Source organism: Tatumella saanichensis, assembly GCF_000439375.1.
Taxonomy (GTDB): Bacteria; Pseudomonadota; Gammaproteobacteria; order Enterobacterales; family Enterobacteriaceae; genus Tatumella; species Tatumella saanichensis.
Map to the genome: position 1 here is coordinate 81,344 of NZ_ATMI01000031.1, position 22,374 is coordinate 103,717.

Genomic DNA, 22,374 nt, shown 5'->3' on the forward strand with positions numbered 1-22,374 from the left:
TTAACGTTTCCTCTGCCCAAAGCCACTCAATAGGACCTGATTAGTTTAGCATCGTTGAATGATTATGCAGAGAAATGACTGGTTGTGCCAGAGAGGGGGAAATTGTCTTGAAAAGCTTAAAAAGGGGACTTATTGACGAAGCCGTTGACCCAAGACTGATCTGTTGCCCTTCTCTGTCTCGCATGGGGCTGTCAGTTTAGTAGAGAGAAGCTTGTTCTGGTGAAATAGGATGTATCAGAGGTGGAGTTGGTAGAGTTTATGTCTTAGGAAGGAGGTTGGACCTACAGGTTCAACCTTTTAGTGTGTGTTGTGACGAGGGGTCGATCGAAGATTTTACTGAGGAGTGAGTAGAAGCCGGCTCAACGCTGGTGCTAAACCGGTTTATGAAGATTTTTAGGCGGTCCGATACCATCCCAAAAGCCGTATGAAGGTATTCGTGATATCTACAGCGTCATTATTACCCAGATTTTCTGTTCGCCCGGAGAAGTCGTGCGCATGACCACCCAATTCAATATTGTGGCGGTGATCCCCCGCCGGCGAGGTGGTCCCAAAATCGCTCCCCTCATTGAAGGCCACTGGTTGATCTGAACCACCTGATTTCTGCATACCCCGCCCCCAGCCGTGAGTATGTTCTCCTTGCTCATCGGTAGTACGGTTACCCAGCTCTGTAACCTCAGTACTCCCCCCAAAGGCGAGACTCTCTGCCGGCAGGTTGCCTCTAGAAAGAACAAGCTGGTCGCGGCCACCAGTTGTCATGACATCGGTGCCGTCCTGTAGTCCCAGCCGAATAGTCTTATTCTCACCGATATATTCCCAGTTCGTTCCAGGGAAGAGCTCATTCGGATTTCGACTCTGGGCGAAGAACATTACGATACCGACAGGATAAATGGAATTAACGGAGGTACTGGCGCTGGTGATCATCTGCTTAATGGCGGTGACTATCTGTGCATCGTCATTCAGATCGGTTTCTATATTGGCCGCAGCCATCACAGCAAGCAGCTCGCGCTGCACAGTAGTGAACCACTGTCCCATTAGTTCCGTTGGCTGTACATTACCCGCCACATTGCCGTCAGTGAACTCTCCGTTTGCGTCCGCAGTGTCTGTCAGATCACCGATTTTATGCATGCTGTCTTCTCCGAGTTAAATGAGTGGGAGTTTACGCAGGGAGGTAATTAATGCGCAGAATACAGTCCGGGCGCATCAGACGTTTAAGGATGCACTCCAGTGTCCTGTTACCCCAAGTGCGCAGCGGATCACCGCAGTGTGCCTGTCCACACACCGCCCAACGAACAGTGGTCTCCGGCACATTTATTTGTATGACCTGTGGCCAATCATCGCCATTTAGGGGATCTCCACAGGCAGATAACCCACATCTCGCACGACGAAACTCAGTCACAGTGATGCGGTACCCGGACCACAGCAGAAGTCTTATAAGTGCAGCGGCGGACAAACTCCCGTTACTGGTAAGTTTTATGACCACTGCGATACGTCGCAATGCGATGGTGTTCATTTCACCGATAGCACAATCATCCGGAAGCCCTAGGGCCTGTTCCCAGTCAGTCAGTAAGGAGCCAGCGGTTGCTGGAAACGCATTACGCAACAATGCCAGTGCAGCCCGATCACTGGCTTCAAAGGCTTTCGCCATACCAGCCAATACGCGTGCCCGCACAGAGCCGGTGGGATGACACCATGCCTTTCCCGGCGGTAATAACAGCCCCAATGCCCGTGTATATTCCTGACGGCTGTAGCGGCTCATTTGCGGTCTCCTGAAAAAATCACGTTCCCACGCAGCGGAAGCTCCCCGGGACTTAACGAGATGATGGTTCCGGAAGGTGAATTGAGTACCAACCCTCGCGCACCGGGGAGACTGCCTAATGCCTGATTAAGATCTGAGAGATAGATTTTTCCGCCAGGCTCTCCATTTTCAAAAAAGACCTGATCGATGGTATCGTTGATGGCCGCAACGGTGTCAGCATCTGCCTGAGGAATACCGCCAATATCAAAATCAATGATTTTTTTTAATGGGGAGCAGACCCAAACAAGTGTTGTCACCGGCCTGAGGATAAATACGCTGTCGGCAACACGACGCTGATCGCCCGTAGCTTTGGCATAAAGATAGGTTTCCTGAGTAGCCACACCATCAGTGCCTTCGGGGAAACCCTGATTAGCCCGATCATCACCGTCGCACATGATGTACAGACCAACACTACCCGCGCCAAGCAGACGTGGGCTGACCCAAGCACGTGTCACCCCGGGGACGCTTAATGCCCAGCGGCGATAATCACTTTCACTGCCGCCTTCGGCCTCAGTCTGGAAGGCTCGCAGCACACGACGACGAAAGTCTTGTTCCTTTTCCATGTCAGCCCCACCGGTAAGTGGCTGTGTCACCGTAGCGCTGCTGTCTATTCCGGGAACGGCTTGGTCGAGCACCAGCTGCGTACCGGCCGCAGCATTACCGTCTACTGGTGTGAGAGTACTGTCATTGGGCGGGAACAAGGCCGTTACGTCGCCAAGACCTATGCCATCAGTATCAAGCGTAACTGCTGCATCAAGCCTGTACTGCATCCCATTGCTCCGGTTAAGAAGACTGCCTGTAGCGACAGTACTTCCAGTGGTGCCGTTGAAAAGCACACCGTCCCCCTGCGCAGCACTGGCATCTTTACGGTAGATATTTTTCAGGGCCCCCCAGGCGGCAAGCCATTCATCCTCAGCAGTGAAAGGATTACTCTGTCGTGCAATCCAATCAAGATACGCAAAATGTAAATGGCTCATCCCTGCATCCATATCCGCCAAGATCCCGAGATTAGAAAACCTCAGCAGTTCGCCGGTGTTTTCAAGCTCTGAACGGATAAAATTACGGTTCCGGCTTCGTAGCTCACTGAGTGTTGGTCTCTGGTAAGGCATTGTTTTCTCCCCACAGCCATCTGAAGCTGTATTCCTGCCGATTGTCATTTGGCCAGAATAAGTTGACGTTCAGTATCAGACGGTCTGGCCAACGGATCACCGCAGTGACGCTGACATCCGATAGCACACCATCGTCCACCAGCCACATCAGTGACTCCTTCGCGTAAAATTCAGCGTTGGCGGCAACCGCTGCAGATAATACGCTGCGCCTTAGCATCCACAGCCGCGAGCCCAGAGAAATCTCGCTACCCGTATCCCCCCACCACCCGCGGCGTTCGCCATCATCCGTGACATCATCAGGGGCTGCTCTACGGTCACTGAATAGACTCAACAGTACCGATGTTTCGATATCGTCCCCCGCGCTCAGATCATGCCCAGCCTCTTGCCAGCCAGTAAAACCGCTGTCGGTCAACCAGACAGTACGAATATCCGGCATCAGACCTCCTGATTGGTGCTGTCGCTGGTAACAGTGCCGTCTCCGGACTGAACATTTCGGACATCATGCCCATGGACATTGTAGGCGTCCCGCAGCATTTTCAGCGTCACCGCATTTGTGTCGCAGTGATCGACAATATCTCCCGAACATTCCAGTCGAGGGGTTTCTAGCCGCACCCGTTCACTGGCAGTGACCGTAGCCGTGCGCGCTGCCATTACCTGGATATCCTGTCCGGCACAGTTCACCGTAAGCTGGTCTTTCCCGAGCAGAACTGACTTCCCCTGTGCGTCGTAAATAACCGTTTCACCTGCTGCTAACTGGGTAAAACGTGTCGTTCCATGATGGCTGGCAATAACCACTTGGCTTGAACGGTCCCCGCCAAGACTCAAAACTAGCACATCACTCCCCACAGGCAGGCCTGAGGAAAAGCCAAATTCAGTCATACGCAGCGTATCCCCCCTGACATCCAAAGGCGTCGTGTATTGCAATGTCTGTGCCCTACCACTGTCGTCTGCCACACCGGTACTACGCCCTATCCCCACCAGCATGCTAATCCGACGGTATAACCGTATTAGTGCATCATTCATGTAAGCTCCATGAGGTTGGAATAAAAGGCATAAGGTTGAACAGAGAAGGCTGCCGGGGGGAGAAGGGTCATTTCTGCATGTGTTCCACTGTTATCACGCAGATAAGTTACTTCGCCCAACAGCAGATCCTGCTCGGCCACCCCCAGAGTGGGCAAACTGACCGGGATCAGGGTATTTGGCTGCCATAAGCGACCCGTGCTGTCACGCCAACTGTCGGTCACGACCCGCAGGCTGCGTGAACGGCCGTAACGTCGGTTCATTTCCCACTGGATGCACTCAGTCGCCATATCACGGGCCACCAGCGTACTTTCCACCAGCACAATACGGTTCCGATAGCGCATCGATGCCGCTTGTGGATCCCGAGCAGTGGCCTGCGTGACGGCATCATAACCTGCACTCCCCGCCTCTCCGATCGGCGTAAAGTTCATCGAGATGCCGGTATAATCAGAAAAGCGCTGATCCATGGATTCTTCATACCAAGCACGCTCGACATTGATACCTTCCTGGATCCCACTCGCCATCCTAGTGTCTGCAGCCCGGGTCAAGAACAAGTTACCGTCCGGCAGGTCGTAATACAGGAGTCCTTCCCATCGTGACACTCTATCAATGACCTCCTGAGCAGACTCCCCCCAATTTAATGTGAACTGAGGTACCTGGCGCCGGTCGCTAATGTCTGTCGTGACAGTGATGCCATAGGGTGCGGCCAGTCGTGAGGCAATCCCCAAAGCATCCGCCTGGCTGATAACATTCGATGGCCACTCGGCACTGCAGTCCACCAAATCTTGGCATTTCCCCCTGCCGCTGGCACGGATCTCATGCCGTCCAGAAGTAAGTGCTGGCGCCCAACGATCGATATAGCCTGTGAGCACCAAGTCATCATCTAACAAAACCCGACATGCCTCGCCAGCTTGGACACGTTGTATCTCATCGCTGCCAGGGTATAGGTCCAGCAGGCTGAGGCTGAATGAAGACGGTAAGCGCTCAACGCCCCGAGTGACGGAGACTCTGTCCCATCCTTGGATCGCCCGCCCGCCGGTCTCAAGGACCAATTCGTCATTAGCGTCAGCCATTATTGACCTCCACCGCTATTGGCATAAACGCTGGGTGAATGGGGTCCTCAGAAAGCACCAGCGCACCAGTGCGGTCTGCGTCATGCCAGATCCGATCAGCCATCACCAGTGCCGGTAATGATGAGGTAAATACCCTGTTGAAATGCCTCGCCTCGAGGCCGTGCGAGAGCATGACCTGAGTGAAGTTTTCCCGAAAAATCTCAAGGCACTCCCATAAACGATCTTGTCCATGCTCACTGGCCAGCACACTGGCGGTATCCAATGCAGCAATGCCGCGCTGAAAAACTTGCTGAGTGACCACTAGACCAGATTGCGCGACATTAACCGCTTCACGTGTAAAAGCAGCCGCACTGATAATCTTTAGGTATGCCTTTACTGCTGCGGCCATGCGTCGAGCTGAGACATCGTTGTAATAGGTATTGTCGAAAGCCTGCCCAGACATCATGTTTTCCAATAATTCCAAGTGGTCCTGCTGGGAAGGTACAGCATCAAGGAGTGTGACGATCAGAGAAGTGACCGCCTCGGGTACCGCAGTGATATCACGTGCTTTGGCTAATTCGGATAATGATGTCTCGATACGAGTTCTTGCACGGACAATCTGAGCACTCTTATCCGCTACAATGCGTGCATAGTTGAATGGCTGCGGTGAAGGTATGACTTTACCGGTAAGTCCGGAGATACTGCCGCCGACATCACCATTACAGTCGCGGCCAAAACGTAAATTACCAAACGTCGAGGTCAGTGATCCGGACAGCGTTGTGGCCTCGCGCGCGGCGCCAGAGATGAATTCTGTCCAAAAAGCCAGAGTATTGGAAAGTGTGGTTGCCGCCTGTTTGACGGTTAGGGCTTCACCTTTGACCTCAGCAATGACCGAGGCTGCCGCGGTCGTCACTGTCGACAGCCAGCTCTGTTCAAGAGTACTGTCTGCGGGCTCAGCTCCGGTGAGGGCAAAGGATTTTCGCCCCTCCTCCACACAGGTCAGCGTAAAGCTGATGCAACCGCCCTGATCGGCCCCTTCGCGTAACTTAAGTCCACCGGCTGGAATACTGACCGTTAAGGCATTGAGGGTAGGATGAATTAATGTGCCACTGCCTTGAGCCTCACAGGCAGCCACCAGCATGTCACGCTGGGTGAAAAGGTCAGGAGCGTTGTAGATCCGACTGTTACGTATGATAAAACCTTGCAGAGTGATCCGGCGGGTACCCCGCCCCAAATCTTCCACCCATACCCTATCCCGCATTGGATACTCATGAATCGCTTGGCGTCGGCCAAACTGGCTTTCACTGGCGGTGACGGCAAATGGAACACCACGGAATGAGGCGGGATACACACTCTGCGCCTGATCCGTGCTCTGTGTCAGTGCAAACAGGGCATCTCCCGTTATGCTCATATTGTCTCCTGCTTACGGAAATGTCATGGCGGTGGTCACGCGACTGCCGCTTCCAGTGAGCGTCCGCCGCTCGCCGGTCTGATCATTAATTAATGTCAGCTCTACCTTTACCCCCGTCTCTCTCAACGCAGTGGCCAACTGCTCGGTCATCTGTTGCGCCGGTACATTGTCTGAAGATTGTGAAGGGGTGATCAGCGAGGAAGATGCCCTACTGGGCGTAATAAGTTGCTCGATCTGTTCAGGGGACCAAGGATTATTGCCCTCTCGGTCGAACAGCGCATTCAGAACCCGCGACCGCTCCGCGGGATCTGATAAGTTGAGTCGTTGATCCGGTAAGACCTGCAGCTCACGACTGGCATCTCGTACCATCTGCTCAGTATTATTTTCTTCTGGCGGAGAAGCCACGGAGATAATGCTGCGCAAACTGGTTAGGGGGATACCTCCTGCGGCCTTGGACTGACCGCTGGCGTAAAGTTGCAACTGTCGGTCGGCGGCCAGCAGTCCCGCTTCAGGGGTGGAGAATGCAGCGAAATTATCGTCCGCTTGGCGGGCACCACGCTGACCAGCATAGCGAAGATTCCAAGGGTTATTGTTACGCACTGAGCGTGCCTGCTCGGAAGGTTTCTCAGTCTTTGTGGCAGGATCACTGGCGGTCTGCTCAACGACCGTGGAGAGATCATCACTCAGCATCATTGCCTGACGCTTGAGCCCAAAATAACGGCGATATTTTTGTCGGTAGCCGTCACTCATCAGGCCAAAATCTTGCATGACCTTATCCTTCAAACTCAGAGAGTCCATAAACTCTGGTTCAGAATAGCCTTCGCGCAACTGCTCAGCATCATCCCCTGGGCTCAGGCCAGATAAGTGCATCAGAGCAATATTATCCGGCCCATTCGCCATCACATCAGTGGCCCCTTTAATCATATCGCTGACTGAGCCATCGGAGAGTAAAAAACTGTACAGCCCCTGTGAAAGTCGCTGTTTCAGCCCCTCCCATGCGGCCCCAGCCTCCGTGGTGGCTCGACTAAAATCACTGAGTTGCGCGGTGAGCTGAGGATCGGCAGTCAAGCCGACCTTCTCGGCCTTGGTCAGCAATGTTTTAAGCCGGACACCTTCACGCAGTAGCTGCAGTCCACTGGCATCGAGCCCGAGAGCATCCGCAGCAGTCTTCTGATTTTGCGGAGCCAGTGCCGTAAATCGGCTAGCCAATGACTCGACTGTTTTAAGGACATCAGCGGTGCCATCAGCGCGCCGTGCAATGGGAGCATTCAACTGTGACATGACTGCCAACACCTGGCTGTTACGACCCTGGACAGCGTCATTGAACACACGGTACAACCCTTCAATCGCCGACTGTGCCTGCATGCTGTCCGTCCCGAGTAGACGCATGGCGCCAGAGAGCTGTGAAAAGTCTTGCACTGACATGCCTGCATTGCCGGCGGCAACTTCTAGAGAATATGCCTCACCTGCTGCGGCATTCATGGCAGTCCCCAGCGCAGAAACCCCCTTAACTGCCCCGTAACTTAAGGCGCCGATCGCCCCGAATTTCAGCGCGTTACCTGTAAACATTCCGCCTAGCGCAGAGACATTTTTTAACGGAGGAACCATATCCCCAAATAACTGCACATTCTCCTTGGCTAACCGACTGAGATCACGAAACTGCAAACCAAACACTGATAAACCGTCCTGTGTTTCCCGTCCTCCCAGCGCTAAGCCTTCCTGTGCTTTTAACAGTTCTGGTTGCAGGGCCTCGACCTGTTCCCCGATGTTACGCAGAACCGCGGACGCTTGATCATCTGCCCGCAGTTCAAAGCCAAAGGTATTATCCGCCATCATGGCCCCTCATCCGATTGATACGTAGCCCCTGCCGGTACCAGAACTGTAAGCGGCTCCAGGGTAAGCGGGTTGCTTCATTTGGCCCCCATTTCCAGAAAAAGGTTACGTCGGCAAGGGTATCTTCCCACTCTCCTTGTCCGGGAAGTAATTCAAAAAATCCAGCATGTATCCCTGTGCATCGCGAAATTTACGGATGGGCAATGCTTTGATGGCCATCAGGTTGATCCCTGAGACTGTAGCGATCAAACAGGCCATCGCCGTGAACTCACTCGAGGCCCGTGCTTCTTTATAAAACGCTTCCACTTCACTGAAGTTCGGTTCATGCAGAGTGATACTTTCCCAAGACTCTCGGCCATTGAGGGTCGTTATCGCCTTATCCAGTGAGATCGTCAGACTTGCTTCAGGTAGATTATCCATATCAGTTCTCCGTTACCTCACGTCCTTCCCATGTGACAGTAAAAGTCGCGTCCTCACTGCTCACATCCTGAGTGTCCACCGTCCACATACCACTGCCGATGATGATTTTTCCGTTGGCCAACTGAGCGACTATATTGACGTTGGTTTGGCTATTAAAATCCGCCACGGTGGTCCCTCCGCTGTCACGCACATCACAGCTAATTTGTCCGGGCACGTATTCTTCTTTGTAGCCATGCACACCATCCATTCCGGACAAGGTGGTTCGCTTGAGTTTTGATGGCCGGTATTTGAATTTACCGGCTACCATGATGGTCAGACCGCCTACCGTCACCGACGCGGTACCTGCCAGAAGGTTGTTCATGACTGCTCCTTAAAGGTTGGCTGACGTACTTTTCAGACGGAATTGATTAAGTACCGCAAATACCCTCAGTTGTGACGGCAGGATACCGTCCCATAACACATCGATACGGTTTGGATTGGTCCTGTTCTGCTCAACAATCAGCCCTGCGGCAAAGCCTGCACTATCTTGGGCATAACCGTTGAACACCAAGTCGCTGTATTCGGCAATCAGTTCAGCACGGATAACGGCCGGGGTAACGATCGCAAGGCCGGTGGCAAAACGGGTACCGTCCTTGACCAGTGCCATCCGAGCAAATTTTGACGTGATCTGAGACTTCAGATAGCGGTTGATGTACATCAGAAGGAACAGGGTTTCAATTTGCAGGTAGCTATCGTCCTCGGCGCCATAACGGTTGGTCTGGTATGTGGTGATCAAGTTTTCAATACGTACCGTACCGTCGTCATCGACGTTGAGAGTGGAGATGCCGCTGTGCAGCAGGTTATTACGCTCAGTAAGGGTAAACCGTTCAGCCTCAACTGGGGCCATGACACCACTAACAGTCAGGGTCTGTAGTGGACGCATCGGGGTATTGCGCAGGCTGGTTGCAACGGCACCGGCAATTGCTGCCGCCCAGATAAAGTCCGGTGTCGGGGAACCCGCCATCCCTGCTAAAGACTCGTGCTGATTATTTCGCAGTTCACCGCGGGCGGTCAGCTCGCCATAGCTTCCCCCCGCCCAGCAGAATACATGGCCATACAGTTGCTGGGACCAACTCCAGCGACCATCACTGTCTGAGAGAAAGCCTTTCAGGCAGTCCAGCGAAACGCTGTCGTTATAAGGGCAGACAATAAAATCAAAAGCCGTATCACCGAGATTAGCCAAGCCTTCCTCTAGTGAAGGTGCGCCTATCCCACCGCTAAAGGGTGTCAGAGTAATGCCAAGCCCCGGAGGCAGCACTTCTCCGGCCGGTAATCCGACCAGATTGATCCCCAAATGAATACTGTTCCCCGCGGCACCCGCATTACGGGCTGTCAACTGGATCTCACCACTACCGGCAGACTGTATCGCAGTGACCGGCAATGATGCCGTCCGGTTGATAGCCTGAACAATATCGGCAGCAATCTGCACCAGCGTCAGGCCGGCACGCAGTGTTACCTGGACTCGTACACCGCCGATATACAGGGATAATATGCCAGTGGTATCAGGGACTGCGGTAATACGTAGGCCGCCTGTGGCGGTGATCATTTCAGGTAATGGAGAAGATGATGTCGGCTCACCTGGGTCAGCCAGCGGTAAAATACTGATGCGACCAGAACTGTCATTCTTAAGATAAGCCTGCATCATTAGATGCAACTGCGAGCCGCGACCACACAGACCGGCGACTTCCTCAGCAGAGGAGACCTGCAAGGGTATGTCTGAACTGATAGAGGCATCCGCCAGCATCTGTCCGATCAGCAGAGTACGCTGTGCGGCAGAAGCTGTATTCGCCATCGAATTATCCAGCTCCACAAAAAATAAAGGCGTACGCAGGTTTTCGGGTATCGTTGAAAAAGCGACCATCAGTCTTCTCTCCGTAAATCAGTGGTACGGCTGACATCACCGTCCCGTAAACGGCGGCGCCAGAAAGCAGTATCCGGCACCTCTGCCGAGCGGGTTGCAGGTAATAGCTCACCTGTCTGCGGGTCACGTACAGCCCGCCCAGGTGTTAGTTTCACTTTCACATGTCACTCCTTTAACGGGATCACTACCACCGGCGAGACGCTACCGTCTGGCATACTGACAGTGATAGCAGCTTCGTCGATAAGGTTAGGGGTTACCGGGAAGAAGTCCTCCGGCCCTTGGAAGTACTCCGCATCAATCTCGTAAATCAGTTGGCCGGTATGCCCTTCTCCTGCTGCACTGATTTCGATCGCCGAGCGGACTGCCCTGAACTGTTGAAGGCTCTGAGTCAGTTGATAGCTATTGATCACTGAGCGGTCGATCTGTTCGCGTAATTGCTCCAGAGAGGCTTCGGCCTGTACAGCGCCATCGGGTGACGCGCCGTCAAACGTCTCTACCCGCCCGCTGATACGTATGGTGGTGGTCGTGGTGAACTGAGGCGCATTGCGGCCCATGGAGAGTTTTTCTTCATAGGGAGTTTGTACCAGCAATACCGGATAATCCGATGAACGGGTCGGCCAGTCTTTGGGGGAATAGACGCGCTCTCCTGCGAGCGTATTCCCTTTCAAAGACGACACCACCAGCGAACGGACAAAGGATGCGTTCATGATGACCTAACCCGATTGAGGAGAAGTTTTGACCCACCATGGCTGTCAGGCTGTACATCGGACACCACCCACAGACTGCGATCACGGTATAAAAATAGTTGGTCGCCTTGTTGTGGCGGGACCTTGAACAGGGCATCACGGACCCCCAACACTGGCCGAGTGGTGTTCAGTCTCGGATCATCGCCTTCAGCCGCAATGACATCTTGCAAATAGGCACGGTCAAAAATACCTGAGATATCATAAGCGCCATTGCCGTGACGGGGACGCCAGTTAACCCGCTCTGCAAAGGTCTTCTCTAGGGGGATAAGTAAGTGGCGATCCCAGTCAATCCCCATGGTGTAAAACCTGTGCCAGCAGATCCTGATAGCGGACCACGACCCCGCGATTCAGCAAAGGACTGGCGTCTTTTGCCTGTAACTGCAAACGCTGGGAAGGCGGATAGCAGCGGCCATTGTGATAGAGAGTGTGGCCTTTACTGACCACCACCTCCAGTGGGCTGTCCTCACCATTCACTGAACGGTTTTCGGCATTTGTTTTCATCACACCACCCTGGCGCACAGGGCCGCATTAACACGGCTTGGGATGACAATTGGTGCAGACTGCATCAACAGTAGCCTCTGAGCGGGATCTTCCTGTAACCACGTTTTCGGCGCATAAGCCATCGGACCGTAGTTGAAGGCTGGGTCCAAAATCATCCCGTACGCCCTTGTCCCCATCAATGCTGGGCCCGTCATGAGCACCGCGCCATCCGCTAACATAGGCTCTTCCTCACCGCTGATCGGGTTAATAAACCAGTCGTTGTACAGCCATAAGTCGTAATTTCCCCAGCGACCTTTGTAGACGGCACCGGTCTGGATCTGCGGTCCGGGGTTGACCTGATTGCCAAAAGGGTTGAGGACAGGGAATGTGATTGCGGTATCGTGCAGTGTGGTATCAAGCCGAAACGCCTTCCAAGAAAGACTGGTGAACACCAGATCTGTGGGCACCGAGCCTGATTTCTGTAACACCTTCGTCTGCCAACGTTCGATATCATCAGTTGGACGGGTATTGGTCTGTCCTGCTGGCACTGATAATGGCCATTTATCACTGCCGCTGAGAGTGATCGTCAGTTCACTGTCGCGACCAAAATCCACCAGCGTGGTCTCGTAACCTTCCCCCTCAATAGTGACTGTGCCATTCAGTAGAGCGCTGGCGGCCATCCACTCTTGCCGGCGGTTCAGGTTATCGATCTGATCCTCCATCTCAAACTGGATGTTAAGCATCTCACGCTCCGCCCCGGTAAATTCTCCACCGATCCGCTCCCCAATCTGACGTCGAATGGGCTTACGTAAATCCGGTACCCGCTTGTCTTTGATGTAGGCTGGGCGAAAGGTATTCGTCTGGTAGCGACGACTTTCTACCATTTTCCCTTCCACCAGCGGCGAGCAAAACGGTGCCATCCGACGCAGACCAACATCCACATCAATAGACACAAACTCGGTATCACTGGTGACCACATTCGGAAAATAGCGATCAAGCAGCCAGTTTTGTGAAGCCATCAGATTAGGGACTACTGCGACTAGCGTTGCGGTGTCATAAACGTTCATGTTCTGTTCATTCATAATTTGAGGTTTCCCGTCGTTTCAGGGCGAAGAAGTCCCAGCCTGTCAATGCAGGCGGAAAAGAGTCAGTCTTTACAGTTGGGAAATCAGCTGCTGGAGGGTTCGGCCGCTAATGCACCGCTGACGGCATCTTTGAGGAACAGGCTGTATTTACGCATCTCGCTGCGCAGCGTCGGTGCAGACCATGAGATGTCAGCAGTAATGAAGTGGCTGTTAAACTCACCCATCAGATAGACGCCGGCCCGGACCTCCCCGTCTCGGGTATCGACATTATCGACCAGGATGGCACTGGGATTTTGGCTGCCATCCTCTGCCGTTCGGGTAGACAGCCGGTATTGGCCGCTTGACTCCATCAGGCCGAGTACGCTGCCGCGCACCAGTACTGCTCCTCGGGCGATAGTTGCGATGTCGGTCACCACTTGCAGTGGCCCAGCGATCAGCTGGTCAGGAATAAAGCTATCTTGCCGAGACAGAGGCCCCCAAGTGTTCTGACCAAAAAGGTGAGAAGGGATCATGTATTCACTCCTTTTACACGGTTGTAAAGCGCTGCCATGCGTTGAGCGGTATTGACTGGCGCGGGTGTGGTGTCTTGTCCTAGGCGGATTTTCTGTACGTTGGCCATACGTTCATCCAGTGTGACCCTAGTCGGTGTGGGCGTTGCCTGATTGGCTGCGCGAGAGGATGACATCACGGTGATCGCCTGTGCAGAACTCATCCCAGTGTCGAAAGCTATAGCCGCAGCGAGGGCCGGATCCACGGCGGCAAAACGGCTACTGAAAATACGGGCACAACGCCTGCGTTCAGCCTGACGTCCTTTTTTTACAGCCGGTGGGTCTTTTTCATCATCTCCATCTTTTTCACCTTCAGGGTCCTCATCTTCCTGAGGACCTTCCCCGTCCTCATCACCCTGTAAGTCATCATCATCCTCTTCCTCGTCTTCGGCCCCTTTTTCCTGTTTTTCTTCCTCAACCTTACGGCTTCGGGCCTTACGTACAGCGTCCTCTTCTTCCCGGTCTCCCTCATCACCACGGAGAGAACTGTCCCCGGCCATGGCACGAAGTCCCAGCAAGTGGGCAAAACGTGAAACTTTTGGCATCTTACACTCCTGCAATTTCCATCAGTTGATTGAAGGCGACATCCGGCGCAGCGATGGCGTCTGCCAGCCCAAGTCTGATCCCCTCCGGCGCCATAAAGCAGGCCGCATGGGTATCACGTACAGCGTCTTCACTTATCCCGCGGTTACGGGCCACCGTGGAGATAAATAGCTCGCCCGCGGCATCTGCTTCCGCTTGCAATGCCTGGCGAGCGGTATCACTCAAAGGCAAACAGGGGTGGGTTTCAGCCTTACGATCACCAAAGGTGATCAGGGTAACTTTTAGCCCCTCTTTATCGAGCTGCCGTGAGGTATCAACATGCATCATGATGACTCCAATAGAGCCGATCCCCCCGGTACGCGGCAGTGAAATATGATCTGCGGCACTGGCGATGGCATAAGCCGCCGAATATGCACACTCGCTCAGGATCGCATGCACCGGTTTGCGTCCTCTGGCGAAATAGATCTCATCGGCCAGATCGAAACATCCGGCGACCTCACCACCCGGAGAGTCAATATCAAGACATACCCCCTTTACTGCTGGGTCAGCTAAGGCACAAAGGAAAGCCTGTCGCACACTGTCATAGCCAGTCATACCGCTGTACGGTCTCAGGGTACCCAACTTGTTTACCAGCGTGCCCTGAACTGGAATGACAGCAATCCCTTCAAGATTGTCATAACCGGGATCACCGCGGTGTGCATGGGTAAAAGGGTCTTCATCGTCGTACACTGATAAGTCACAGCCTCCGGGACCACTCAGACCCAATCGGTCAGACAATGCGCTGGTAATGATTTCGCCTTTGCGGGGGTGTATCGCCAGTGGAGTGTTGAACAGCCGGCGGGCCAGATGGGGGTAATTCATGGCGACTCTGCCTCCTTGATGTTTTCACGGGCGAACCTGTCAGCCTGAAGCCAAGATGGCAAAGGGATATTGCGCTCAATACAGGCCTGAATTTCACTCTGCCGCTGATCCAATATCTCTTCCCAGTCCTCACCCGCGTTTTCGGCCAACTCCATCTCGAGTGTGGACAAGCCAGCGTCTAGCCCCAGTATTGCCCCTTTTTTCTCAGCTACCGGATCCACCCAGCCCCGGCCTGGGCCCATCCAACGAGCACGTGTATAGGCAGCCCGGGCACTGATAAACTCAGGCGCACCGTTAGGCAACGGTAGCTCCCTAAGAGCATGCAGTTCTTCAATGAAATTCATCAGGATCGGCTGGGCAAACCCCGTTGCGAAATCATCGCGGCGACGAGCCAATGTTTTCCATGCCTCGAGCATCGCCCCACGCGCGGAAGAGTAATTCACGTCTGACCAATCCTGGGTCAGCTGTTGCGTTGAAATACCGATAGCCGCCGCGCAGTTGCGTAACACTGCACTCTCAAAAGCGGCAAAATTACTGCTGGGTCGGGCAGCATTGACGGTTGTGATATCCTCACCCGGCGCAAGAATGGGTAATCGGGTGCCTTGCTGGAGAGAAATGCGTCGATCATTGTGAAAGTCGACTCGCATTTCTTGGTAGGCACCCAGCGGGGTTTCTCCGGAAGCATCCAGCGCAGCATCAACCATCTGGTCATCATAGGGTGAAGTGACATAGGCCCCGAACACTGCATTCAGGATAGCCGCCTCAAGTTCGCTCTGATCATATCGGGTCAACATTTTCAGGCGCTGGACAATGGGTGCAAACAGGCTGCTACCTCGATGTTGACCAGCACGATCCGCATCAAAATCATGAATAACGATCGCTCGGCCCCAAGACGTTTCGCGATTGACCCGCTCCCAAGTCAGGGTTTTCTCTCCACTCCACCAATCACCGGCATGCGCCTGACGGATGTGATAAGCAATCGGTACACCGTCCTCATCGATTTCCACACCGCCACGCAGATCTTGCAGATCGAACTGCTGACGGGGATTACTGAGCCTGTCCGGATCCACCAGCTGTACGGCGGTAGCATAGCGAGCCCTACCGGGTGCCAGCCGTTCTGTTCGATAGTGCATGACGGCCAGGGCATCCCCGTCTATCAGTTTGTGGCGAAACCCTGTTCTTAGCATTTGGGTGACGGTTTTTTTACGTTCAATATCGCAGTAGCGATTAGGATCATCAGCCCAAGTTCGCCAAGCAGCATCGATGGCACGCCCATACTCCTTGGCCCAACAGGCATCAAATGATTTATGCCCTGAGATATGCCGCAGTGCCCGATAATCGGCCCTCATCAGTGGCCGGAAACTGGCCCCAATCGCAGAGTCGAGGATACGGGTCACACTGCCTGCCGCCCAGCCGTCATTCCTCACCATGTCCCTGACACGGGACACAATACGGTCACGGTAGAGATTGATCTCGCTATCCGGAGACCAAAGTGCAGGCTGCCAGTTCACAAGATGATCACTCAATGAATCTGCCGCATCGTAAGGTATGCGGCCACTACCGTTGAGTGACTGTATCCGAGGCCGAGACGGTGGAAATGGATGGCCGTTGCTATCTACTATCTGAATGTTTTTTACCATCTGAACCTCGCAGCTCTGCGCGGACGGCTGATGATACTTAGGTCGGCCTGAAGTTGACGGATCAGCATTCGTAAATCTGACATACTGGTCTGCTGGTAGGTAACCGAGCGGGTACCGTCTCCCTGTGTATAGGAGAACGTTACCCCCTTCTCGCCTGCCATGAGGTCAAGCAATGCTTGCTGCGCATTGGCGAGAGCCTGTAATTTCTGCGCACGCGTCATCCCCGAAAAGATACTTTCGGCAGGGTCATATCGGTACATAGCATTCCTTAAGGTAGGATCTGTGATAAACGACGCCGGGGCGCTGTACGGGGTGCTGGGATCTCGGCGCCCGGTTCACTGAAATCCGTCTTCTCTTCGGGCTCTTCAGGTGGTGGCAATAACCGCTCCGGCTTTTGATGAATACTCTCGACCAGAAGATTGAGCCGTAATCCGTGGTGCATCAGCCCTTTCAGGGCACCATAGGCATACACTAAGCAGTCCAGTGCTTCATTTGCTCGTCCGGGACGTAATTGCCAGACTCGGAATTTCTGCCCCGCAGAGACTCGGGTAACCAGGCTCTCAGACAGTAACTGGCTGTAATAGCCAGGGTCGAGAAAAGCAGGGAAATGGATATAGCCGGCAGATGCTTGTCCAGCCTCAGGAGGGTCAAGGTGTAGGCGATAGCGAATATCATCTTTTGCTGAATTGACCCCGAGGATCACTGGCCGAAATTTTGCCTTATTGCGAGGACTGAGCTTACGTATCGGCCAGACCGGCGTTCGTTTCCCCGCTACCGCTGACTCCCCTTTGATAGCCCAGATTTTCCGGCCTATACGCTCTTTGGAGAATTCATAGACTTTGTTGGTATGGTGGCCGCCGGAGTCGTGACAAACAGCGCTGAGTGTAAAGCCACGTCCGTCGGCTCGGCGCCAGATCTGCTTTAAGTAGGCATCGAGTCTTATCCAAGGTTCGTCAGTCTCCAAGTCGCCCATGATCATGTCGTGAGCGACTACCCAGCATTCCTCGTTTCGGCCCCACGCGCACACAGTCACCTCAAAGCGACTATCCTGAGTGTCCACGCCGGCGGTCAATATGGCACCACCGTCAGGAACATCTGCTGGCCAAACCTCCGCTCGGGCCAAGAGTGTTCGCTCACTGAGGGCTAAGCTACCGGCGTCCTCATAAGGCTCTCCAAGAGTCGTATTGATGAACGTCTGACGCATCAGTGGATCATCTTTAACACTCAGCCATTCCGCCACCAGCGCCGGCCATGACGCATTTGCATGCGGGCTGTAGCCAGTCCAGATATGAAACCCGGCTTGGCCGTTAAAGGGGGCCGTCGCCCGCCATTCCCCTCTCGCTAGCATACGCGGCAGCTCGCTGTGAACGATGACACAGCCATGGTATCTGCACAGGTAAAAAGTGGTCTCAGGGAGGTGACGCCCGCTGCTGTCTTTCTCCCATTTGATGCCGTACGCCTTTTTTATGCCGCCCCACTCTAGGACCTGATATTCATCACAATGGGGACAGGGGACAAAAAAATGGCGTTGGTCACTTTCTAAATAGGCTTTTTCAATCCGGCTGATGCCCTTCACTGTCGGTGTCGAACCGAGGACAATTTTACGGTTCCAGAAGGTCTCGGAGCGTTTGGTTCCGAGCGCAATCTGATCGCCCTCAGCGCCCGCTCCGCCAGCAGGATATCCGTCGACTTCATCGAACAGAATAATGCGACAGGTAATACGCCGGAATCCACCTGGGGAGTTAGCCCCGACCAGTGTCAGGTTTGCACCATTTGAAAAGGTCTTTCTGAGGATGGTCTGATGACTGTTTTTTGCCTTAGGGTGACCCGCTATTGCTCTGAGCACGGGCGTATCACGCAGCATAGGCGCAATCTCTGTTTTGCTGTAGTCCTCCGCATCCTCGACGCGCGGCTGCACCAGCAAGATGGGAGATGGGTCATGTACCAAGTAATAGCCCACCACATGATCGAGTATCTTGGTATAACCCACTCGAGCAGATTTCATCACTGAGACCTGAGTTACACTGGGGTCAGTGATGGCATCCATAATGCCATCCTGATACGGATAAGAACGAAATTTACCGGTCTGGGCACTGGTTTCTCGGGAGAGCACGGCGTATTGGTTGGCCCACTGACTTAAGGAAAGTATGGGGGGAGGCTTGATAACCTCACGAGCTTTTCGCAGCGCGAGGCTAAACTGTTTTTGTGAGGCCGTCCTTACTGTCGATGGCAAGTTCATACAGCGCCTCATTGATCAGTTCCTGCAGTGCCGTGACAAACCCTGTATCACTGGTAGTCGTAGCCAATGCTCTCAAGCGGGGGCCATGCTCTGGGGGAAGTGCCACTAGGCGGGTGCGTATCCGCGCATACTCCTGACTTACCTCATCGACCATCTCTTGCCAAGGCAGCAGCTGCCCTGCTTTCACCTCGTATTCAAGCTGTGCGAGCAAGGCAAAGTAATTCTCTTTCATCGTCAGGGCTTCATCACGGCTCATCGTTGCGCCTGTACGAATGATAATTCGCTCTGCGATCTGCGCCGGCGTATTTTCAGGTGCAATACCCTGTTTTCGGGTACGTGATTTTTTACTCCTACCGGGCTCTTGAGACTTTTTCGAAGAGGGCGGTACTTTCTTGGTCGCTTTTTTCCGGTAGCGCGCGATGAGAGCATTAGACGCCTCTACGAGGATCTCCTCGCCGTCCAGAACCAACCAGCCACGGGTTTTCCAAGCGGTTATCGTTTTACGGCTAACGCCGTGCAGTTTGGCAAAACCGGCCTGATTCATCTGTTACCTTGGTTGTTACCTGTTACCCTGAATGTGGACAGATAGTGTTACCCTAAGTTGTTACCCTGCGCTCTTTCGTGCATTAGGGTAACACTTTTACCGACTCGTTTAGTCCATCTTTTCGGTCTGTTTTCAGACACTGTTACACCACCCTAAAGCCTTATCACACAAGGCCTGTGAGCATTCTCAGCATCCCCAAAGAACCCTGCAAACAGCGCCTGAAATTCTGTTACCCAAAGTGTTACCTGTTACCCAAATTTCAAAATTTTATCGCTAGTTAAAACCCGCGCGCGCGCAATGCCCGCCCTGTTAGACCCCTAGGAAGGACCCAAAACCTGCCTGTCCCCCCCTCTATCCTTATCGAGCTGTTCGCATCGCCTCAGACAACGCTCTACGGATCGCCTCTGGTAATAGCGCTTGGGCCATCGTATTCGCTCGGTCCCTATAACCCAGTACGGGTTGCACTGGCAGCGCATCACCAAAGCGTATCAGCAGTTTCATGCTTCCCTTTCTGGTAGACGGTGACGCTGTCATTGCCGCACCTTTACCGCGACGTCTGCCTTTTGTCTTACGGGGTTTTCTCCGCTGCCAGACCCCACTTACGCCGCTTGCTTTACCAATAAAGACATCAGGCCGTCCTCTGAGCTGATTAAGTTTGGTCCGTGGTAGATTGCCATATTTATTCAGTCGGATATTTTTTGGATTCAACAGGGCCTTGCCCTTCAGGTAATGTACCCCACCCATTTCAAAAGGGCTCAGATAGGCTGCGGCGATATCCATTACAAAGACCCGGGCCACCAGCCGCTGTTTATTGGCCCCTGATGCCCTGACAGAACCAACGGTAAAAGGGGTCGGATTGGACAGTGTGCGTTGGATAGCCGTTTGCTGGGCATCACGTATTTGCCTTGCCACGTCGGTTAACGCCCTGGCCGTCGCAAAGGGGATCTGCCGGCTGATAGCGCCGAGCTTAAGGGATAACGCGCTAAGGTCATCCATAGGGTTTCCTTTAATGGCGGAGGAAGGCATAACTGCTAATTCCCTCGCGCCCAAGACGGCTTTCCATGGTGTTATGTTCGACACAACGAAAGCCTTGCGCCCTAAACCATCTGACCAGACCTTCATGTGTCCAGTACCAGATATGCTCATCTTTTCGGTAGTGGCGTGATGACAGGATATGCTCTGCGCTCTCAAACACCGGCAGCGACACAAAAACAAACTTCTGTGCCCGCTGTAGCGTTTTTTGCGGTTCATCAATGTGCTCAAGGACGTCCCACAGCGTTAACGCAGGCCAATATTGGCTATAGAGATCCCCATACAAATGCCGATGGTGCAACCACCGTACTGCTGCTGGGTTCACATCAAAGCCTAGTGCGCCGGGATAACTGCTAACAAACTGCCCAGACCCGATCCCCACATCCAGTACCGTTCCTTGGTAGTGACGGGCGACAAACTCTAACCGTGCGGCCGTGAGCTCCCTCCCCATTGGCGTTTCTGCCAACTGCTGGTAGCGTAAAAAGTAGTCTTGGTTATAGGGTCTTTGTGGTGGAACAGGAAATCGACCCATGCCCAGTTCCGGCAACCACACCAGCCCTGAGTTCAGCTCTTGTCTAAATATGTTCATACACCCTCAGTTTTAAAACGGGCAGAAACTTGACTGATAAACGGCAGGATGCGGGTATCTAGATCTGAAATGGTCTTAATGCATTGATGTTGCATCTGCTGGCAATGGCAATATTCATCGGGGTAGATAAACAGGGTCCGACTCAGATCACAGCAGCGCTTGTCAGTGATACGAGAGTGGTGGTTATTTCCCCCATTACCGCCCTGCAGGCAGACCATTGGTCGCCGGTAAGCAATGGCTGCGTGAAAGATCACACAAGCTCCGGTCACGACCAGATCTGCTCGTTCCACCAGCGCCAACATCTCAGTGATACTGAGCTCACCATGATGAAATTTCTGATGGGCCATCGGCTCCTTATCGGTGATCCATTCTTTACCCTGTTCCGTATCTGCCACACTGATGACATGCCAGCCTCTGTGCGCCAACATACGGGCGACCTGATCCACATATTGGTTAAGTGGGCCTCGACTGGCGTTATGCCATTCAGTGCGTTCTGTGGTCGGCCTTATCAGCGCAACCGGCTTACCGGCAGGAATACCGATGATCGGTAATTCATAATGCGGTAGATCCATCAATAGGGGGGCAACACCAAACTGTTGTTCCATCGCATCGAATACACTGCCGTGTCGCAGATGATCGTTACCATAGAAGATCCGACGGCGCACAATGCCATGTGGTATTGATTCAAAACGTACCCTGCTGCGGGCTTCATGCTTCTGTTGAGTGCGCAGCCTTGTCGCAGAGCGGACAAAGTGTAACCTGGGAATGCCGGCATATATCTCAGGAAGTGGCGTTTTTAGCCATATTTCATGTCCGCGCGCCACCAGCGCCCTGATGAATGCCCGCTGATTAATGTTGTCACCAATACCATGCATTCCCTCGTAATAACGTTTTTCAGGCATCCGTTGCGTTCTCAATGGTTGATAACGGGAAACAGGCCAGCGCTGTACGGCGCGAGCAGTTAAGTATTTCAGTCCCACTAACTGTGGCGGCAAAGCGCTGGTATTGCGCCTGCCAGCGTTCGGTACTGTTCAGGTCCGGATTTTTGAGTCCTGAAGGATGATCCCCATGCCAGTGTGTGCCTTCATCCACACAGCAGTCATACCCCAGGAGTAGCACGCGAGCGGCCCCCAAATTGATGGCCAACTGGATAGCACGTAGTCCGGAATTAAACGGTCCATTATCTGGGTGGGGAAAATATTGCAGGTTATAACCTTGTGCCGCGGAGATACTGCTGGTCCAGCACTCAGGACCTCGTGGGATTTCATGATAGTAGCGGCGCCACCAGCCGGCATCTGCCGCATAGAGATACTGGCAGTCCGGCACAGCTCTCCAGCTGGAGTTAATCGTCATCACCGTACCGCACGCACGTGCCCGTTGGCAGTCGCTCACCGTCAGTGACGGGCCACCGCCTATACAGATAAAGGTGTTAGTCATGGGGAGTCGTTAAATGTGGTAGAGGTAAGGCCTAACATGAAAAGTAATAGGCTCAATATATTTGATATATTAACTTCCTTAAGCAGCCTT

General features: G+C 53.5%; 27 protein-coding genes. All 27 read right to left on the reverse strand.

Going from position 1 to position 22,374, the window contains the following annotated elements:
- Positions 1–393 precede the first annotated feature (393 nt).
- Complete coding sequence (locus DW47_RS16355; protein WP_051150885.1) at positions 394–1,125, reverse strand: phage baseplate protein; 732 nt, start codon at positions 1,123–1,125, stop codon at positions 394–396.
- Between the two features lie 31 nt (positions 1,126–1,156).
- Positions 1,157–1,756: a YmfQ family protein gene (locus DW47_RS0109255; protein ID WP_029686142.1), complete on the reverse strand. Its 600-nt coding sequence runs from the start codon at positions 1,754–1,756 to the stop codon at positions 1,157–1,159.
- Positions 1,753–2,904, reverse strand: coding sequence for a baseplate J/gp47 family protein (locus DW47_RS0109260; RefSeq protein WP_029686143.1), 1,152 nt, complete (start codon positions 2,902–2,904; stop codon positions 1,753–1,755). The genes DW47_RS0109255 and DW47_RS0109260 overlap by 4 nt, the downstream gene beginning before the upstream one ends.
- Entirely contained in the window at positions 2,876–3,340 is a 465-nt protein-coding gene (locus DW47_RS0109265) for a phage GP46 family protein (protein ID WP_029686144.1), read from the reverse strand. The genes DW47_RS0109260 and DW47_RS0109265 overlap by 29 nt, the downstream gene beginning before the upstream one ends.
- Complete coding sequence (locus tag DW47_RS0109270; RefSeq protein ID WP_029686145.1) at positions 3,340–3,927, reverse strand: phage baseplate assembly protein domain-containing protein; 588 nt, start codon at positions 3,925–3,927, stop codon at positions 3,340–3,342. The genes DW47_RS0109265 and DW47_RS0109270 overlap by 1 nt, the downstream gene beginning before the upstream one ends.
- A complete protein-coding gene (locus DW47_RS0109275) occupies positions 3,924–4,997 on the reverse strand; it encodes a phage baseplate assembly protein (RefSeq protein ID WP_029686146.1) in 1,074 nt (357 codons plus the stop codon). Before DW47_RS0109275 ends, DW47_RS0109270 begins: the two co-directional genes overlap by 4 nt.
- The gene (locus tag DW47_RS0109280; protein WP_029686147.1) at positions 4,990–6,387 is read right to left on the reverse strand and encodes a DNA circularization N-terminal domain-containing protein; all 1,398 of its coding nucleotides are present in this window, start codon (positions 6,385–6,387) and stop codon (positions 4,990–4,992) included. The genes DW47_RS0109275 and DW47_RS0109280 overlap by 8 nt, the downstream gene beginning before the upstream one ends.
- Before the next feature lie 12 nt (positions 6,388–6,399).
- The gene (locus DW47_RS0109285) at positions 6,400–8,223 is read right to left on the reverse strand and encodes a hypothetical protein (RefSeq protein ID WP_152473155.1); all 1,824 of its coding nucleotides are present in this window, start codon (positions 8,221–8,223) and stop codon (positions 6,400–6,402) included.
- A gap of 102 nt (positions 8,224–8,325) precedes the next feature.
- The gene (locus DW47_RS0109290; protein ID WP_029686150.1) at positions 8,326–8,640 is read right to left on the reverse strand and encodes a phage tail assembly protein; all 315 of its coding nucleotides are present in this window, start codon (positions 8,638–8,640) and stop codon (positions 8,326–8,328) included.
- A gap of 1 nt (position 8,641) precedes the next feature.
- On the reverse strand, positions 8,642–9,001 hold the full coding sequence (locus tag DW47_RS0109295) for a phage tail tube protein (RefSeq protein WP_029686151.1): 360 nt from the start codon (positions 8,999–9,001) through the stop codon (positions 8,642–8,644).
- Between the two features lie 9 nt (positions 9,002–9,010).
- Entirely contained in the window at positions 9,011–10,543 is a 1,533-nt protein-coding gene (locus DW47_RS0109300) for a phage tail sheath subtilisin-like domain-containing protein (protein ID WP_029686152.1), read from the reverse strand.
- Positions 10,540–10,701, reverse strand: a complete 162-nt coding sequence (locus DW47_RS16990) for a DUF2635 domain-containing protein (RefSeq protein ID WP_038027446.1) — start codon at positions 10,699–10,701, stop codon at positions 10,540–10,542. Before DW47_RS16990 ends, DW47_RS0109300 begins: the two co-directional genes overlap by 4 nt.
- 3 nt (positions 10,702–10,704) lie before the next feature.
- Positions 10,705–11,247, reverse strand: a complete 543-nt coding sequence (locus tag DW47_RS0109310) for a hypothetical protein (RefSeq protein WP_029686153.1) — start codon at positions 11,245–11,247, stop codon at positions 10,705–10,707.
- Positions 11,244–11,582, reverse strand: coding sequence for a head-tail joining protein (locus DW47_RS0109315; protein WP_029686154.1), 339 nt, complete (start codon positions 11,580–11,582; stop codon positions 11,244–11,246). Before DW47_RS0109315 ends, DW47_RS0109310 begins: the two co-directional genes overlap by 4 nt.
- Positions 11,572–11,787: a hypothetical protein gene (locus DW47_RS0109320; RefSeq protein ID WP_029686155.1), complete on the reverse strand. Its 216-nt coding sequence runs from the start codon at positions 11,785–11,787 to the stop codon at positions 11,572–11,574. Before DW47_RS0109320 ends, DW47_RS0109315 begins: the two co-directional genes overlap by 11 nt.
- Positions 11,787–12,833 (reverse strand): major capsid protein, encoded by a 1,047-nt coding sequence (locus DW47_RS0109325; RefSeq protein WP_029686156.1) that lies wholly within the window; start codon positions 12,831–12,833, stop codon positions 11,787–11,789. Before DW47_RS0109325 ends, DW47_RS0109320 begins: the two co-directional genes overlap by 1 nt.
- Before the next feature lie 101 nt (positions 12,834–12,934).
- The gene (locus tag DW47_RS0109330) at positions 12,935–13,363 is read right to left on the reverse strand and encodes a head decoration protein (RefSeq protein ID WP_038027449.1); all 429 of its coding nucleotides are present in this window, start codon (positions 13,361–13,363) and stop codon (positions 12,935–12,937) included.
- Positions 13,360–13,944: a hypothetical protein gene (locus tag DW47_RS0109335; protein ID WP_029686160.1), complete on the reverse strand. Its 585-nt coding sequence runs from the start codon at positions 13,942–13,944 to the stop codon at positions 13,360–13,362. Before DW47_RS0109335 ends, DW47_RS0109330 begins: the two co-directional genes overlap by 4 nt.
- 1 nt (position 13,945) lies before the next feature.
- Positions 13,946–14,803 (reverse strand): S49 family peptidase, encoded by an 858-nt coding sequence (locus tag DW47_RS0109340; protein WP_029686161.1) that lies wholly within the window; start codon positions 14,801–14,803, stop codon positions 13,946–13,948.
- The gene (locus DW47_RS0109345) at positions 14,800–16,443 is read right to left on the reverse strand and encodes a phage portal protein (RefSeq protein WP_029686162.1); all 1,644 of its coding nucleotides are present in this window, start codon (positions 16,441–16,443) and stop codon (positions 14,800–14,802) included. The genes DW47_RS0109340 and DW47_RS0109345 overlap by 4 nt, the downstream gene beginning before the upstream one ends.
- Positions 16,437–16,703 (reverse strand): gpW family head-tail joining protein, encoded by a 267-nt coding sequence (gpW, locus tag DW47_RS0109350; protein ID WP_029686164.1) that lies wholly within the window; start codon positions 16,701–16,703, stop codon positions 16,437–16,439. The genes DW47_RS0109345 and gpW overlap by 7 nt, the downstream gene beginning before the upstream one ends.
- A gap of 8 nt (positions 16,704–16,711) precedes the next feature.
- Positions 16,712–18,682 carry a phage terminase large subunit family protein gene (locus DW47_RS0109355; RefSeq protein ID WP_038027451.1) on the reverse strand — a complete coding sequence of 657 codons (1,971 nt, stop codon included), beginning with the start codon at positions 18,680–18,682 and terminating at the stop codon, positions 16,712–16,714.
- Complete coding sequence (locus DW47_RS0109360; RefSeq protein ID WP_029686166.1) at positions 18,636–19,226, reverse strand: hypothetical protein; 591 nt, start codon at positions 19,224–19,226, stop codon at positions 18,636–18,638. Before DW47_RS0109360 ends, DW47_RS0109355 begins: the two co-directional genes overlap by 47 nt.
- A gap of 357 nt (positions 19,227–19,583) precedes the next feature.
- Positions 19,584–20,222 carry a hypothetical protein gene (locus DW47_RS0109365; protein ID WP_029686167.1) on the reverse strand — a complete coding sequence of 213 codons (639 nt, stop codon included), beginning with the start codon at positions 20,220–20,222 and terminating at the stop codon, positions 19,584–19,586.
- Between the two features lie 10 nt (positions 20,223–20,232).
- Entirely contained in the window at positions 20,233–20,847 is a 615-nt protein-coding gene (locus DW47_RS0109370; RefSeq protein WP_029686169.1) for a methyltransferase domain-containing protein, read from the reverse strand.
- Positions 20,844–21,749, reverse strand: a complete 906-nt coding sequence (locus DW47_RS0109375; RefSeq protein ID WP_051150886.1) for a glycosyltransferase family 9 protein — start codon at positions 21,747–21,749, stop codon at positions 20,844–20,846. Before DW47_RS0109375 ends, DW47_RS0109370 begins: the two co-directional genes overlap by 4 nt.
- Positions 21,742–22,284, reverse strand: a complete 543-nt coding sequence (locus DW47_RS0109380) for a hypothetical protein (RefSeq protein ID WP_029686172.1) — start codon at positions 22,282–22,284, stop codon at positions 21,742–21,744. The genes DW47_RS0109375 and DW47_RS0109380 overlap by 8 nt, the downstream gene beginning before the upstream one ends.
- Between the last annotated feature and the right edge of the window lie 90 nt (positions 22,285–22,374).

Coding starts and splice junctions, on each gene's coding strand:
- DW47_RS0109275 (WP_029686146.1), bottom strand. CDS start 4,997: ATGGCTGACGCTAATGACGAATTGGTCCTTGAGACCGGCGGGCGGGCG.
- DW47_RS0109375 (WP_051150886.1), bottom strand. CDS start 21,749: ATGCCTGAAAAACGTTATTACGAGGGAATGCATGGTATTGGTGACAAC.
- DW47_RS0109345 (WP_029686162.1), bottom strand. CDS start 16,443: ATGGTAAAAAACATTCAGATAGTAGATAGCAACGGCCATCCATTTCCA.
- DW47_RS0109260 (WP_029686143.1), bottom strand. CDS start 2,904: ATGCCTTACCAGAGACCAACACTCAGTGAGCTACGAAGCCGGAACCGT.
- DW47_RS0109310 (WP_029686153.1), bottom strand. CDS start 11,247: ATGAACGCATCCTTTGTCCGTTCGCTGGTGGTGTCGTCTTTGAAAGGG.
- gpW (WP_029686164.1), bottom strand. CDS start 16,703: ATGTACCGATATGACCCTGCCGAAAGTATCTTTTCGGGGATGACGCGT.
- DW47_RS0109320 (WP_029686155.1), bottom strand. CDS start 11,787: ATGAAAACAAATGCCGAAAACCGTTCAGTGAATGGTGAGGACAGCCCA.
- DW47_RS0109255 (WP_029686142.1), bottom strand. CDS start 1,756: ATGAGCCGCTACAGCCGTCAGGAATATACACGGGCATTGGGGCTGTTA.
- DW47_RS0109285 (WP_152473155.1), bottom strand. CDS start 8,223: ATGATGGCGGATAATACCTTTGGCTTTGAACTGCGGGCAGATGATCAA.
- DW47_RS0109265 (WP_029686144.1), bottom strand. CDS start 3,340: ATGCCGGATATTCGTACTGTCTGGTTGACCGACAGCGGTTTTACTGGC.
- DW47_RS0109325 (WP_029686156.1), bottom strand. CDS start 12,833: ATGAACGTTTATGACACCGCAACGCTAGTCGCAGTAGTCCCTAATCTG.
- DW47_RS0109335 (WP_029686160.1), bottom strand. CDS start 13,944: ATGCCAAAAGTTTCACGTTTTGCCCACTTGCTGGGACTTCGTGCCATG.
- DW47_RS0109295 (WP_029686151.1), bottom strand. CDS start 9,001: ATGAACAACCTTCTGGCAGGTACCGCGTCGGTGACGGTAGGCGGTCTG.
- DW47_RS0109270 (WP_029686145.1), bottom strand. CDS start 3,927: ATGAATGATGCACTAATACGGTTATACCGTCGGATTAGCATGCTGGTG.
- DW47_RS0109380 (WP_029686172.1), bottom strand. CDS start 22,284: ATGACTAACACCTTTATCTGTATAGGCGGTGGCCCGTCACTGACGGTG.
- DW47_RS16355 (WP_051150885.1), bottom strand. CDS start 1,125: ATGCATAAAATCGGTGATCTGACAGACACTGCGGACGCAAACGGAGAG.
- DW47_RS0109330 (WP_038027449.1), bottom strand. CDS start 13,363: ATGATCCCTTCTCACCTTTTTGGTCAGAACACTTGGGGGCCTCTGTCT.
- DW47_RS0109370 (WP_029686169.1), bottom strand. CDS start 20,847: ATGAACATATTTAGACAAGAGCTGAACTCAGGGCTGGTGTGGTTGCCG.
- DW47_RS0109290 (WP_029686150.1), bottom strand. CDS start 8,640: ATGGATAATCTACCTGAAGCAAGTCTGACGATCTCACTGGATAAGGCG.
- DW47_RS0109315 (WP_029686154.1), bottom strand. CDS start 11,582: ATGGGGATTGACTGGGATCGCCACTTACTTATCCCCCTAGAGAAGACC.
- DW47_RS0109365 (WP_029686167.1), bottom strand. CDS start 20,222: ATGGATGACCTTAGCGCGTTATCCCTTAAGCTCGGCGCTATCAGCCGG.
- DW47_RS0109355 (WP_038027451.1), bottom strand. CDS start 18,682: ATGAACTTGCCATCGACAGTAAGGACGGCCTCACAAAAACAGTTTAGC.
- DW47_RS0109360 (WP_029686166.1), bottom strand. CDS start 19,226: ATGAATCAGGCCGGTTTTGCCAAACTGCACGGCGTTAGCCGTAAAACG.
- DW47_RS0109340 (WP_029686161.1), bottom strand. CDS start 14,803: ATGAATTACCCCCATCTGGCCCGCCGGCTGTTCAACACTCCACTGGCG.
- DW47_RS0109280 (WP_029686147.1), bottom strand. CDS start 6,387: ATGAGCATAACGGGAGATGCCCTGTTTGCACTGACACAGAGCACGGAT.